The sequence below is a fragment of the Nocardiopsis sp. CA-288880 genome (assembly GCF_050955985.1).
Classification (GTDB): Bacteria; Actinomycetota; Actinomycetes; order Streptosporangiales; family Streptosporangiaceae; genus Nocardiopsis; species Nocardiopsis tropica.
In genome coordinates this window covers 5,489,396-5,502,382 of record NZ_CP192105.1, presented here as the reverse complement: position 1 = coordinate 5,502,382, position 12,987 = coordinate 5,489,396, and the positions used below count along the sequence as shown (strand labels likewise).

Genomic DNA, 12,987 nt, shown 5'->3' with positions numbered 1-12,987 from the left:
CCGACGTCTTTCCGGAGCCCTACGGCTCCGGGTTGGCGGCCAACCCGCCCTCGGGAATGACCCGCTCCAACGGCATGTCCCACGGCAGCAGGTTCCACGGACTCCGCACATCCTCGGTGAGCAGCCCCAGAGCCGCCCACACCCGGTCCGTCCCCCCGTGGTCGCCCTCCACGCCCTTGTCCCGCCACAGCAGGTACCCCGCGTGGAAAGCCGTCGACAACTGCTGCCACGACGAGTACCGGCGCTGCAGGTCCGAGGCCACCCGCCGCAACAGGGTCTGCGTCTCCACCGGGCTCAGCCAGTCCAGGGTCGCGCCCCCGCACACCAACCGGATCACGTGCACCGACCGCCACCACTGGTACGCCCCGATGATCACCGTCTCGTCGGCCTCGCCGACCCCCGTGACGGCACGCAGCCGGACGACCTGCTCCGGCGTCAGCAGCACGTGACCGCCCGTCGCCTGCCCGCCCTCGTCCCGGGGGAACCGGGAACGCGCGATCCCACCCCTCAGGTCCACGACCAGGTCCAGGGTCGGACTCGTGTGCAACTCGTCCAGAAGACCCTCCACGGCCGCCAGGAGCGACTCCCGGTCCGTCACCTGCCACTGGCGCTCCAGCAGCCGCCGGTAGCGGCGGCGCAGCGACGGGCGCGCCACCACGTCCCAGGGCTCGGCGAGCGCCACCCGGAACGGGGCGGCGACGGCGGCCGCCCAGCGCTCCGTGCTCAGCGGCGCGTCCGGGTCCTTGGTGCGCACGGCGGGGGACTCACGGGCGCCGATGACCAGCTCGGCGAAGGAGCCGACGACGAGCGCCGCCGCGGGGAGGAACGACCATCCCGCCTGGCCCACGGCCACGAGAAGGACGACGAGCAGGGCGAACGGGGTCAGCAACCAGGGCTGGCGGCGTCGGGAGCCCCAGGCCACCACGACCCAGGCGCCGATTACCAGTGCGCCGACGATTCCGGCCACCGCGGTCAGCACCTGCTGCTCCTCTCCTGAGAACTCGTCCGTGATCTTCAAGGATCAGGGACACGCGGTCGCCGGGGCGACCGAACCCACGGGTTGTACTCAGGTTGTGGCCGTGATGTGACCGGTTCGGCCCGCCTTGCCCGGGGATAAAGTGACAAAAGGCCCATTTGTGGTCGAACTGGCCGGGTAGTTACGCAGGTTCCGGCCCCGCTGACCGCTCCTCAGTACTTGGGCCCCACGAACTCGTCCATCCGCGCCACGGCCGCCCGCTTCGACACCGACACGATGAACGCATCCCGGTTCGGGAGCTTCACCTCCACTCGGCGCCTCCATGAGATGCCGAGCCGGTCGAGGGCATGGACAAGAAGGTTGCTGATGTCCTGTGACGTGTTGGAGAAGAAATAGCGGGGGTACTCGTAGTACTTCCATCCTCCGTCTGTCTTCTTGCGCACACGGTTGGACACGCGGCAGCCGTCGGAGTGGATCAGTCCTCGGATGAACGGTTCGGGATGCTCGTCGACGGCTTCCTGCTGCCAGGGTTCGAGGATGATCGGTCGTGAGTGCTTCATTCCCTTGCCGTTCTGCGGGAAGATGCAGCGCCAGTGCTTCGAGGTGCCCTTGACTTCTGTGCACCCCCTGCGTCGCACCTGGAAGACGCTCACGGGGAAGACCTTGGGTATGGCCTGTGCGCACTCCTCGATGAGACCGGGCCATGTGTCGCAACAGGCGATCGACAGGTAGTCGACCCCGTTGCGGATATGTCCGATGTACCCGTCTCCCAAGTAGAGGCCGAGCAGGTAGACGTAGGCTGCGGGGTCCAGAGCACCCGTCCCGCAGACAGGGCAGTAAGCGGTCCGGTCGGCTTCCGTCTGCGGGGACCGCCGGGTGCCGTAGCGCCAGTGCCTGAGCGCTTGGACGGAGACGCCGCACTGTTTCGCGATGGCGCGGTCGGTCAGACCGAGGGCCTTGAGGCGAAAAGTCTCTTCAACGATGTCGCGTGAGTACATAGAGTGAAGATTCGCTCACGCCTGTGACATTCGCCCACGTCCGGTCAATGCTCCGAGAAGCAGAAAAGCCACCCCTTGGGGTGGCTCTCGTACCCTGGGTGGGATTCGAACCCACACTGCGCAGGACTTGAATCTGCTGCCTCTGCCATTGGGCTACCAGGGCTTGGAGAATTTGTCAAGTCATTCTCTGTAGTTTTCCCGGTCGGCCAGCGGCCCCGGTCAACGGTGGTGTCACGATTGGCGCGCATTGCCGGTCCCGACGCTCAGCATCCTAGCGGATCTCTGTAACCTCATGTACGTGACGAGGACGCAGAGCCGTGTGGTGATCGCGGAAGACGAGGCCCTGATCCGCCTGGACCTCAAGGAGATGCTGGAAGAGGACGGTTACGCCGTCGTCGGCGAGGCCGGGGACGGGGAGACCGCTATCCGGCTTGCCCGGGAGCTCAAGCCCGACCTGGTGATCACCGACATCAAGATGCCGGTGCTCGACGGCCTCTCGGCCGCCGAGCGCATCGCCGGTGAGCGCATCGCTCCGGTCGTCATCCTGACCGCCTTCTCCCAGCGGGAGCTGGTGGAGCGCGCGCGGGACGCCGGGGCCATGGCCTATCTGGTCAAGCCGTTCAACAAGTCGGACCTCGTGCCGGCCATCGAGATGGCCACCTCCCGCTACGCCGAACTGGCGGCGCTGGAGTCGGAGGTCGGCAACCTCCAGGACCGTCTCGAGACCCGCAAGCTGGTCGAGCAGGCCAAGGGGCTTCTCCAGGGCCGCCACGGGATGAGTGAGCCCGAGGCGTTCCGGTGGATCCAGAAGAACTCGATGGACCGGAGACTGACCATGAGGAAGGTCGCAGAGACGGTCGTCGAGACCCTCGGGGGACAGTAGGCCGACCGGGCCGACCCCCGCGACCCTGAACCGGGGCCGCACCCGACCGGGTGCGGCCCCGTTGTCGTGTCCGGGGGAGGAAGGGTGAGGGCCGGTGTGCCGGGGGTGACGAAACCTAGACGAATGGCCACCGTCAACGGGCGATGGATACCATTTTGATCTCGTTTGCGCACAATGGGGTGACGGTTGGGTCACGTGGCTTTAGCTCTGCTGAATGACCAGGCTAAACCGGGCTAAACTCGCCGCACCGAACAGTAAAGGACAAGCGGTGTCGAATGCTCGCATTTGGTGCCGTCACCCTCAGATGCGCAAGGAGCGCGCGTGCGCACACGTCTCGTGACCGTGTTGCTCGCCCTGATCACCGCCATCCTGGTGATCCCCGGGCCAGTGGCAGCGGCAGACGAACAGGGCGGTGAAGCGCTGCACGGTCAGATCCTCAACCCGGAGAACCGGGATCAAGGTGTCGAAGGCATCGGGATCACGGTCTACGACGGTGAGGACGAGATCGGGGCGGCGGAGACCGACTCTGATGGAATGTGGGAAGTGGAGCTGCCCGAACCGGGCACCTACCGCGTAGTGGTGGACCAGGAGTCCGTCCCCAGCGAGTACGTCGTACGAGAGGGCATCATCGTCGACGGCGAGACCGAGGTCGAGGTCGAGGCCGACGACCGGCGTCCCCTCATCGTGGCCCTGGAGGGCGCGGGCGCCGCGGAGGGCGGTGACGCCTCGGAGTCCCCCTCGGACGACGCGGCGGACGACTCCGGCGGCGAGGCCGGGGGAGAGGACGGGTCGGTCGCGCCGACGACGGGCGGCGGCAGTTCCTTCGGAGCCCAGTTCCTGCAGCTGACCGTGTCGGGGATCCTCTTCGGCCTGGTGATCGCGATCTCCGCGATCGGTCTGTCGTTGATCTTCGGTACGACGAAGATGATCAACTTCGCCCACGGCGACATGGTGACCTTCGGTGCGATGGTGGCGCTGTTGTTCAGCACGGGCGCCGCGGGGTTGGGCAATTCCCTGTTGGCGATCTTCGCGGGTATCGGGATCGCGGTCCTGATCGGCGGGCTGCTGGAGGCGAGGCTTCCGCGGACGACGTTGATCGTGGCCCAGTGGGTGGCGATCTTCGGCGGTATCGCGCTGGCGACGACGCTGGGGGTCATGGGCGACTCGATCGACTGGCAGGTGCCGCTGTGGTTGGCCGCCGCGATCGCGGTGGTCATGGGCGCGGTGCTGGGCGGGACGATGGAGCGCTACATCTGGCGTCCGCTGCGGCACCGCAATGTGGCGTTGATCCAGATGTTCATCGTGTCGATCGGTCTGGCGCTGATTCTGCGCCACGTGATCCTGGTGATCTTCGGTGCGGGCCGCAACCGCTATGCGGGTTATCAGATCCAGGAGCTGGTCCAGCTGGGTCCGGTGGCGATGGCGCCGCGTGACCTGGTGATCATGGGCGTGGCGGTCGCGGTGCTGGTGGCCGTGGCGTGTCTGTTGCAGTTCACCCGGATCGGCAAGGCGATGCGGGCGGTGTCGGACAACCGTGACCTGGCGGAGTCGTCGGGTATCGACGTGGACCGGGTGACCCTGTACGTGTGGGGTCTCGGCGGCGGTCTGGCGGCTCTGGGCGGCGTGCTCTACGGGCTGAACCAGGTGGTCGAGTACGAGATGGGCTTCCGCCTGCTGCTGCTGATGTTCGCGGCGGTCATCCTGGGCGGTCTCGGCACGGCGTACGGCGCGATGGTCGGCGGTCTGGCCGTCGGCCTGGTGGCGATGCTGTCCACCCTGTGGTTCCCGTCCCAGCTCATGCAAGCGTGGGCACTGGCCCTGATGATCCTCATGCTGCTGGTCAGGCCCCAGGGCCTGCTCGGTCGGCGCGAGCGGGTCGGCTAGGAGAGGTAGACGATGGACATCCTTTCGATCCTCGCCGAATCTACCCGTTCGGCGTTCGGTCCGATCGCGGCGATCTATGCGCTCGCCGCCATCGGTCTCAATATTCATTTCGGTTACACGGGCCTGCTGAACTTCGGCCAGGTCGGTTTCATGCTGGTGGGCGCGTACGGCGTCGGGATCAGTGTGGCGGTGTTCGATCTGCCGCTGGCCGCCGGTTTCGGTGTGGGCCTGTTGTGTGCGCTGGTGTTGGCGCTGCTGCTGGGTATTCCGACGCTGAGGTTGCGGGCGGACTACCTGTCGATCACGACGATCGCGGCGGCGGAGGTGATCCGCCTGGTGTACCGGGCGGGTTTCGCGGAGCCGTTGACCGGTGGCGCCTTCGGTCTCCAGAACCTGTCGGCGGACTTCCGGACGCTGAACCCGTTCGACGCGGGTGAGCGGTACGGGTTCGGTCTGCTGGCCTACAACGGCAACCACTTGTGGGTCCTGGTGGTGACGTGGGGCCTGGTGGCTGTGATGGCCGGTCTGACGTGGTTGTTGATGCACAGCCCGTGGGGCCGTGTGATCAAGGGCATCAGGGAGGACGAGGACGCGGTCCGCAGCCTGGGCAAGAACGTGTTCGCGTACAAGATGCAGGCGCTGGTGCTGGGCGGTCTGATCGGTTCGCTGGCGGGTTGCATGCTGGCGGTGTACCAGGCGTCGATCCAGCCGGACCAGTTCAAGCCGCAGGTGACGTTCTTCCTGTGGGTGATCCTGCTGCTGGGCGGTGCCGGGCGGGTGTTCGGTCCGGTGCTGGGCGCGATGGCGTTCTGGTTCCTGATGACGTTCACCGACGGTGTGCTGCAGGGCATGGGCGCCCTGGGCTGGCTGCCGTTCCTGGACGGTCCGGACTACGGTGCGATCCAGCTGGCGTTCGCCGGGTTGATGCTGGTGGTGCTGATCGTGTTCCGGCCGCAGGGTCTCATCGGCGACCGTAAGGAGATGTTGGTCAATGTCAAGTGACGAGGCGAACGTCGGCGCGGGTGTCGACCGGATGGTCGGCGCGGAGCCGGTTCCGGGTTCGGCGAAGTCGGATCCCATTCTGGTGGCGGACGGTGTGTCCCGGTCGTTCGGCGGTCTGACCGCTGTGGACGTGGAGCACGTGGAGGTGCAGCGGGGGACGATCACGGCGTTGATCGGTCCGAACGGTGCGGGCAAGTCGACGCTGTTCAACCTGTTGACCGGTTTCGACCGGGTGGACAGGGGCCGGTGGACGTTCGAGGGCCGGGCGATCAACGGCAAGCGCGGCCACCAGGTGGCGCGTGCGGGGATGGTGCGGACGTTCCAGCTGACCAAGGCCCTGACCCGTATGACGGTGTTGGACAACATGCTGTTGGGTGCGCCGGGTCAGTTCGGGGAGCGGATGGCGGGTGCGTTCCTGCGTCCTGTGTGGCAGAGGCAGGAGCGGGAGAACACGGCGCGTGCGCTGGTCCTGTTGGAGCGTTTCAAGCTCATCGACAAGCGTGACGACATGGCCGGCTCGCTGTCGGGCGGTCAGCGCAAGCTGTTGGAGATGGCGCGTTCGCTGATGACGGATCCGAGCATGATCATGCTGGACGAGCCGATGGCGGGTGTGAACCCGGCGCTGGTGCAGTCGTTGCTGGGGCACATCACGGCGTTGCGCGACGAGGGCAAGACCGTGTTGTTCGTCGAGCACGACATGGACGTGATCATGGGTATCAGCGACTGGATCGTGGTGCTCGCGCAGGGGCGGGTGATCGCCGAGGGCCGTCCCTCGGACATCCGTGCCGACCAGCAGGTGATCGACGCCTACCTGGGCGCCCAGGAGGAGACGGTCGAGACCCAGGGGAGTGGCGAATGACGGGGAAGGGCGGCCCGGGTCCGGGTCCGGACGGGGTTCCGGCGGAGGCCGAGGACGCGGCCGTGGTCCAGGAGCACCGTGAGGAGGTCCTGGAGCAGGCGAGGGCCGAGGCCGTGGAGGTGGGCGGTCCGGAGGACTACCTGCTGTTGGCGCGGGACCTGGTGGCGGGTTATGTGCCGGGGGTGAACATCCTGAACGGGTGCACCCTGACTCTCACCGAGGGTGAGGTCGTGGCGATCATCGGTCCGAACGGTGCGGGCAAGTCGACGCTGATCAAGACGATCTTCGGGCTGATCCCGGTGCGCGAGGGCGGTCTGACGCTGCGGGGTGCGAGTATCGCGGGTCTGCCGGCACACAGTCTGGTGGAGCGCGGTGTGGGGTACGTGCCGCAGACGCAGAACGTGTTCCCGTCGTTGAGCATCGAGGAGAACTTGCAGATGGGGGCGTATCTGCGGCCCCGTTCGTTCGCCGAGAGGTTCGGGGTGGTGGCCGACCTGTTCCCGTTGTTGGGGGAGCGGCGCAAGGCCAAGGCGGGTTCGCTGTCGGGTGGTGAGCGCCAGATGGTGGCGATGGGTCGTGCGTTGATGATGAACCCTTCGGTGCTGTTGTTGGACGAGCCGACGGCGGGTCTGTCCCCGATCTACCAGGAGGAGGTGTTCCAGCGGGTCAAGGAGGTCAACGAGACGGGTGTCTCGGTGGTCATGGTGGAGCAGAACGCCCGCCGGTGCCTCCAGATCTGTGATCGGGGCTATGTCCTGGACCAGGGCCGCAACGCGTACACGGGTTCGGGTGGGGATCTGTTGAACGATCCGAACGTGATCGAGTTGTACCTGGGGACGCTCGCGAAGGGCTGACCGGGGAGTGCGGAGGGGGCGGGGCCTGCGGGTCCCGCCCCTTTCGTCGTGTGCGGGGGTGTGGTCCTCCCGGCGGCCCGTGGGGCCGTATGCGCCCTCTCCGCCGTGTGCGGGGCCGTCTGTGCGGTGGCGAGGGGCGGTGTGCGGCCCGGGCGGCGGGGGCGCGGTGCGGCCCGCGGCCGGGCGGTGTGCCGTCCGGGGGCGGGCCGGGAGGGGCCGTCGGGCGGGTGCGGCCGTGCGGCCGCGCCGGGGGTGCGGGGGGTGCGGGGTTCGGCGGGGTGCCCCTGGGACGCGGAGAGGCGCCCCGGGTGTTCCCGGGGCGCCTCGGTGGTGCCGGTGTTCTGGGGGCGGGTCACCGCGGGGTGGCCGCCCGGCGGGGGTTACCCCTCGACGGAGTGCTCCTCGTAGGCGAGGATCTCGTGGCCGTCGTCCCCGAAGTGGAAGATCTCGAAGGTGGCGGCGGTCGGGTCGCCGTTGTCGTCGAAGTCGATGTTGCCGCTGACGCCCTGGTAGTTGATCTCCTCACCGTCGGCGAGGAGGTCGCGGCACTCGGCGAAGCTGCCGCACTCGGTGCCCTCGGGGCGGCTGATGTTGGGCAGCTCGGCGACGTAGTCGCTGGGGGCCACGCTGTCGGCGGCCTCGGCGGCCAGGGCGATGGCGGTGACGCAGTCGTAGACCTGGGGGGCGAACTGGAAGACGTCGAGGTCCTCGTTGAACGAGGTGAGGCCCTCGGTGAACTCGGGGTTGTCGGCGCTGGGGGCCACACCGGTGATGCCGTTGACGCTGTCGGGGTCGTCGGCGTTGACGGTCTCGCCGAGGCCGGCGTCGTTGAGGCCGTCGGTGATGAACAGCTGGTCGCCCGCGACGCCGGACTCCAGGAGCTGGGCGATGACCTGCGCGCCCTCCTCGAAGGCGATGAGCGCGACGGCGTCGGGCTCGTCGCCGCTGACGGCGTTGACGACGGAGTCGAAGGTGGTGGCCTCGGGGTCGTAGGTCTCGTTGACGGTGACCTGGGCGCCGAGGCTCTCCAGCTCGGCCTGGAGGCCGTCGGCGTAGCCGCGGCCGTAGTCGTCGCCGCGGGAGACGATGGCGACGTTCTGGTGGCCGGCGTCGGCGATGGTGCGGGCCATCACGATGGAGGAGAGGGCGTCGCTGGGGGCGGTGCGGAAGTAGTATCCGCCGTCCTCGATCTCGCTGAGCTCGGCTGCGGTGTTGGAGCCGGAGCACTGGACGATCTCGGCACCGGTGATGGTGTCGTAGGTGGCCTGGGTCATGCCGGAGGCGGCGGCGCCGATGACGGCGTTGACCTCGTCGGCGACGAGGGCGTTGGCGGCCTCGTTGGCCTGGGCGTTGTCGCCGGCCTCGTCGGCCTCGACGATGGCGGGGACCTCGGTGCCGAGGATGCCGCCGGCGTCGTTGATCTCCTGGACGGCGTACTGGGCCGCGGTGATCTGGGGCGGGCCGAGGAAGGCGAGGCTGCCGGTCTGCGGGTAGAGGACGCCGAAGGTGAACTCCTCGCCGCCGCCGGCGTCGCCCCCGCCGCCCTCTCCGCCGTCGCTGCCACACGCGGTCAGTCCGAGTACCAGGGCCGCGGTTGCGGCAGTCAGGCCCAGGACCTTCTTGCTTGCCATGATCGTGGTCACTCCGTTCAACCGGCGAAGCACGCGTTGCGTGTCGCAGCGGTGCCGTTGTTGCGTGTGCGCCCTGATGCCCGCGGTGTGTGGCATGACTTAATCAGGACCGTTAGCGGAGCTTAATCATGGATGTTCTACCTCGGAAAGAACATTTCGGGCGTTGGTGCCGACTCGCCGTCATGCTGTTATGGCTCTGTAGTCATCACGGGGATTCCCGTGCTTCCGGTTGGACGGTTGCGAGCTGTGCGCACACGGGGGAAAGCATTCTGTCGCGATGACCAGGCATGACGAAGCCCGACCGTCAAGGGTTGGGGTCGGGCCGGGGAAAGCCGGGAAAGCGCCGGGCGGGGGTCCGAAGTGGTCCTTACCGAATGAGGGAAATCCCTTGGCCGTTATTGCGCCGCGGTCGGGTGGGAGCCCTCGCGGCCGGTCCGCGGCGGTCCCTCCTCCCCGCGGCCCGCGCGCGTGCCCTACGCCTCGGGCGCGTCGCGGAGCATGCACGTGAGCCGCGAGGTGCACACCTTGCGGCCCCGGTCGTCGGTGATGGTGATGTCCCACGTGGCCAGGGTGCGGCCCAGGTGCACCGGGGTGGCCACGCCGGTCACGTACCCCGAGGTCGCCGAGCGGTGGTGCGTCGCGTTGATCTCGATGCCCACGGCGATGCGGCCGAACTGGTGGGCGTGGACGGTGGAGCCGATGGAGCCCAGGGACTCGGCGAGGACGCAGGAGGCGCCGCCGTGGAGGAGTCCGAACGGCTGGACGTTGCCCTCCACCGGCATGCGGCCCACCACGCGCTCGGCGGAGGCCTCGGTGACCTCGATGCCCATGGTCTCGCCCAGGCCGCCCGCGAGGGCGCCGTTGTCGAGCATGCGGCGCAGGGCCTCGGAGTCCGTCGTCATGATGTGTGCCTTCCGATTCGGTGGAAACGAGCCCGGGCCGGGTGAAACCGCCCGGTGCGGGGCCGGGGTCCTCGCGGGGGTGGCCGCGAAGTGTCCGCTCCGCATCCTAGGATTCGTCTGTGGTGACGAATCGAGAGACCCCCGACCAGACATCCCAGGCCAGCGCCGGGGCGGGCAGTGCCGCCCCCGCGGGTGGCGGTGGGCGCCCGCGCCTTCTCCTCCTCGACGGCCACTCGATGGCCTTCCGGGCGTTCTTCGCGCTGCCCGTGGACAAGTTCGGCACGAGTACCGGGCAGTCGACCAACGCCGTCTACGGTTTCGCGTCGATGCTGGTCAAGCTGTTGCGTGACGAGGAGCCCACGCACGTGGCGGTGGCGTGGGACCTGTCGGGCCCGACGTTTCGCCACGAGGAGTACGAGGAGTACAAGGGGGGCCGTTCCGAGACCCCGCCGGAGTTCCCCTCCCAGGTGCCCCTCACCCAGGACCTGATGCGGCTGATCGGTGTGGCCAACCTGTCGGCGCCGGGCTTCGAGGCCGACGACGTCATCGCCACCCTGGCCCGCCAGGGCTGCGAGGCCGGTATGGAGGTGCTCATCGCCTCCGGCGACCGGGACGCCTTCCAGCTGGTCACCGACTCCTGCACGGTCCTCTACCCGGGGAAGAGCCTGTCCGACCTGCGGCGGATGGACCCGGCGGCGGTCGAGGAGAAGTACGCGGTCCCCCCGGAGCGCTACCGCGACCTGGCCGCGCTGGTGGGCGAGAAGGCCGACAACCTGCCTGGAGTGCCCGGGGTGGGCCCCAAGACGGCCGCCAAGTGGATCGCCAAGTACGGGTCCCTGGACGAGTTGATCGCCCACGCCGACGAGATCGGCGGCAAGGCCGGGCAGAGCTTCCGCGACCACATGGACGACGTCCTGCGCAACCAGCGCCTCAACCTGCTGGCCACGGACGTGGAGCTGGGCGCCGACGTGGCCTCGCTGGTGTTGGGGGAGGCGGACAGGGCCGGGGTCGACGCGCTCTTCGACAACCTGGAGTTCGCCTCCAACCTGCGCGAGCGCCTGTACGCGGTCCTGAAGACGGACGGGGACGGCGGGGCCGGGGAGGGCGCGGTCACGGCGGCCGAGGGGTTCGCGGTGGACCTGACGGTGGCCGGCACCGGGGAGCTGGCGGCGTGGCTGCGCGAGCACGCCGCGGCCGACACCCCGGAGAGCGACACCCTCACGCCGCAGGCGCCGGCGGGGGTCGCGCTGGACGCGGTCTGGGGGCAGGGGTCGGGCCGGGTGGACGCGCTGGCGATCAGCGTGCCGGCCGGCGCGGCGGTGTTCGTCGACCCGACGCTGCTGGACCCCGCCGACACCGAGGCGCTGGCGGGGTTCCTGGCCGACCCCGCCCGGCCCAAGGTGGTGCACGAGTACAAGGGCGCCCTGCTGGCGCTGGGCGCGCACGGCTGGTCGCTGGGCGGGGTGGTGAGCGATACGGCCCTGGCCGCGTACCTGGTGCAGCCGGGGCAGCGCCGGTTCGATCTGGCGGACCTGTGCCGCAGGTACCTGGGCCGGGAGCTGGAGGAGGACACCTCGGGCGACCAGCTGTCGCTGGACCTGGGCGAGGGCGGCGACGCGGGCTCGGGCCGCCAGCACCTGCTGGCGGTGCGGGCGGCCGCGACCCGCGACCTGGCGGGCGTGCTGACGGCGGAGCTGGACAAGCGGGGCGGGACGCACCTGCTGGCCGACGTGGAGCTGCCGCTGGTGGACGTGCTGGCTCGGATGGAGCGGGCGGGCATCGCCGCCGACCGCGAGTACCTGGAGGGGCTCCAGGAGGAGTTCGCCTCGGCGGCCCGGGGCGCGGTGGAGAAGGCGCACGAGGTGGTCGGCCGGGAGTTCAACCTGGGCTCGCCCAAGCAGCTCCAGCAGGTCCTGTTCGAGGACCTGGGCCTGCCCAGGACGAAGAAGATCAAGACGGGGTACACGACCGACGCGGACGCGCTGGCGTGGCTGGCGGCGCAGAGCGACCACGAGCTGCCGGGGGTGCTGCTGCACCACCGCGACCAGACGAAGCTGAAGACGACGGTCGAGGGCCTGATCAAGACGATCGCCGACGACGAGCGCATCCACACCACGTTCAACCAGACGGTGGCGGCGACCGGGCGGCTCAGCTCGACGGAGCCGAACCTGCAGAACATCCCGGTGCGCACGGACGTGGGCCGGCGCATCCGGCGGGCGTTCGTGGTGGGCGAGGGGTTCGACGAGCTGCTGACGGCGGACTACAGCCAGATCGAGCTGCGCATCATGGCGCACCTGTCGGGCGAGCAGGCGCTCATCGACGCGTTCAACAGCGGTTACGACTTCCACGCCCAGATGGCCGCGCAGGTGTTCGGGGTGTCGGTCGAGGAGGTCGACGGCGAGGCGCGGTCGCGGATCAAGGCGATGAGCTACGGCCTGGCCTACGGGTTGAGCGCCTACGGCCTGTCCCAGCAGCTGGGGATCACGCCGGAGGAGTCCAAGAGGTTGATGGAGGACTACTTCGCGGAGTTCGGCGGGGTGCGCGACTACCTGAACGCCGTGGTGGAGGAGGCGCGCCGGGTCGGGTACACGGAGACGATCCTGGGTCGGCGCCGCTACCTGCCGGACCTGACGAGCGACAACCGGCAGCGGCGCGAGATGGCGGAGCGGATGGCGCTCAACGCCCCGATCCAGGGGTCGGCGGCGGACATCATCAAGGTGGCGATGCTTCAGGTGGACGCGGCGATCACCGATCGGGGGCTGTCCTCGCGGGTACTCCTCCAGGTGCACGACGAGCTCGTGGTGGAGGTCGCCCCGGGGGAGCGCGAGGAGGTCGAAAACCTCGTGACGCACGAGATGAACTCGGCCTATGCTCTGCGTGTCCCGCTGGGCGTCTCGGTCGGCAGCGGGCAGAACTGGCACGACGCCGCGCACTGAGCGGGGCGCCGGCGGCCCCGGTCCCGGGGCCGCCGCGAGGGACGCGGGAGGCGGGAACGGTG

The 12,987-nt window shown here is 69.0% G+C and carries 10 protein-coding genes and 1 tRNA gene; 6 read left to right on the top strand and 5 right to left on the bottom strand.

Annotated elements, in window-relative coordinates:
* Positions 1 to 19 precede the first annotated feature (19 nt).
* From ACQPYD_RS23820 to ACQPYD_RS23810, 3 genes are all read right to left on the bottom strand, one after another.
* On the bottom strand, positions 20 to 979 hold the full coding sequence (locus ACQPYD_RS23820) for a DUF1266 domain-containing protein (protein WP_433702110.1): 960 nt from the start codon (positions 977 to 979) through the stop codon (positions 20 to 22).
* Positions 980 to 1,188: 209 nt separating this feature from the next.
* Entirely contained in the window at positions 1,189 to 1,974 is a 786-nt protein-coding gene (locus tag ACQPYD_RS23815) for a transcriptional regulator (RefSeq protein ID WP_433697776.1), read from the bottom strand.
* 90 nt (positions 1,975 to 2,064) lie between these two features.
* Positions 2,065 to 2,137: transfer RNA gene (locus ACQPYD_RS23810), tRNA-Leu, on the bottom strand.
* Between the two features lie 156 nt (positions 2,138 to 2,293).
* Here ACQPYD_RS23810 and ACQPYD_RS23805 point away from each other — a divergent pair.
* The 5 genes from ACQPYD_RS23805 (at position 2,294) to ACQPYD_RS23785 (ending at position 7,456) form a co-directional block, all read left to right on the top strand.
* Positions 2,294 to 2,857 (top strand): ANTAR domain-containing response regulator, encoded by a 564-nt coding sequence (locus ACQPYD_RS23805; RefSeq protein ID WP_267950446.1) that lies wholly within the window; start codon positions 2,294 to 2,296, stop codon positions 2,855 to 2,857.
* 321 nt (positions 2,858 to 3,178) lie between these two features.
* Positions 3,179 to 4,741: an ABC transporter permease subunit gene (locus ACQPYD_RS23800; protein WP_433697775.1), complete on the top strand. Its 1,563-nt coding sequence runs from the start codon at positions 3,179 to 3,181 to the stop codon at positions 4,739 to 4,741.
* A 12-nt stretch (positions 4,742 to 4,753) separates the two neighbouring features.
* Positions 4,754 to 5,743 (top strand): branched-chain amino acid ABC transporter permease, encoded by a 990-nt coding sequence (locus ACQPYD_RS23795; RefSeq protein WP_267945750.1) that lies wholly within the window; start codon positions 4,754 to 4,756, stop codon positions 5,741 to 5,743.
* Positions 5,733 to 6,602: an ABC transporter ATP-binding protein gene (locus ACQPYD_RS23790; RefSeq protein WP_433697774.1), complete on the top strand. Its 870-nt coding sequence runs from the start codon at positions 5,733 to 5,735 to the stop codon at positions 6,600 to 6,602. Before ACQPYD_RS23795 ends, ACQPYD_RS23790 begins: the two co-directional genes overlap by 11 nt.
* Positions 6,599 to 7,456, top strand: a complete 858-nt coding sequence (locus ACQPYD_RS23785) for an ABC transporter ATP-binding protein (protein ID WP_267945748.1) — start codon at positions 6,599 to 6,601, stop codon at positions 7,454 to 7,456. The genes ACQPYD_RS23790 and ACQPYD_RS23785 overlap by 4 nt, the downstream gene beginning before the upstream one ends.
* A 380-nt stretch (positions 7,457 to 7,836) precedes the next feature.
* On the opposite strand, the gene ACQPYD_RS23780 is transcribed toward ACQPYD_RS23785, so the two are convergent.
* Both ACQPYD_RS23780 and ACQPYD_RS23775 read right to left on the bottom strand, forming a co-directional pair.
* Positions 7,837 to 9,087 (bottom strand): ABC transporter substrate-binding protein, encoded by a 1,251-nt coding sequence (locus ACQPYD_RS23780; RefSeq protein ID WP_433697773.1) that lies wholly within the window; start codon positions 9,085 to 9,087, stop codon positions 7,837 to 7,839.
* Positions 9,088 to 9,560: 473 nt separating this feature from the next.
* The gene (locus ACQPYD_RS23775; protein WP_433697772.1) at positions 9,561 to 9,989 is read right to left on the bottom strand and encodes a PaaI family thioesterase; all 429 of its coding nucleotides are present in this window, start codon (positions 9,987 to 9,989) and stop codon (positions 9,561 to 9,563) included.
* A gap of 119 nt (positions 9,990 to 10,108) precedes the next feature.
* Here ACQPYD_RS23775 and polA point away from each other — a divergent pair, with 119 nt between their 5' ends.
* Entirely contained in the window at positions 10,109 to 12,925 is a 2,817-nt protein-coding gene (gene polA / locus ACQPYD_RS23770) for a DNA polymerase I (RefSeq protein WP_433697771.1), read from the top strand.
* Positions 12,926 to 12,987: the final 62 nt, after the last annotated feature.

Bases quoted from the DNA above. Each gene is read 5' to 3' on its own strand.
- ACQPYD_RS23815 (WP_433697776.1), bottom strand. From the start codon at position 1,974: ATGTACTCACGCGACATCGTTGAAGAGACTTTTCGCCTCAAGGCCCTC.
- ACQPYD_RS23795 (WP_267945750.1), top strand. From the start codon at position 4,754: ATGGACATCCTTTCGATCCTCGCCGAATCTACCCGTTCGGCGTTCGGT.
- ACQPYD_RS23790 (WP_433697774.1), top strand. From the start codon at position 5,733: ATGTCAAGTGACGAGGCGAACGTCGGCGCGGGTGTCGACCGGATGGTC.
- ACQPYD_RS23785 (WP_267945748.1), top strand. From the start codon at position 6,599: ATGACGGGGAAGGGCGGCCCGGGTCCGGGTCCGGACGGGGTTCCGGCG.
- ACQPYD_RS23780 (WP_433697773.1), bottom strand. From the start codon at position 9,087: ATGGCAAGCAAGAAGGTCCTGGGCCTGACTGCCGCAACCGCGGCCCTG.
- ACQPYD_RS23775 (WP_433697772.1), bottom strand. From the start codon at position 9,989: ATGACGACGGACTCCGAGGCCCTGCGCCGCATGCTCGACAACGGCGCC.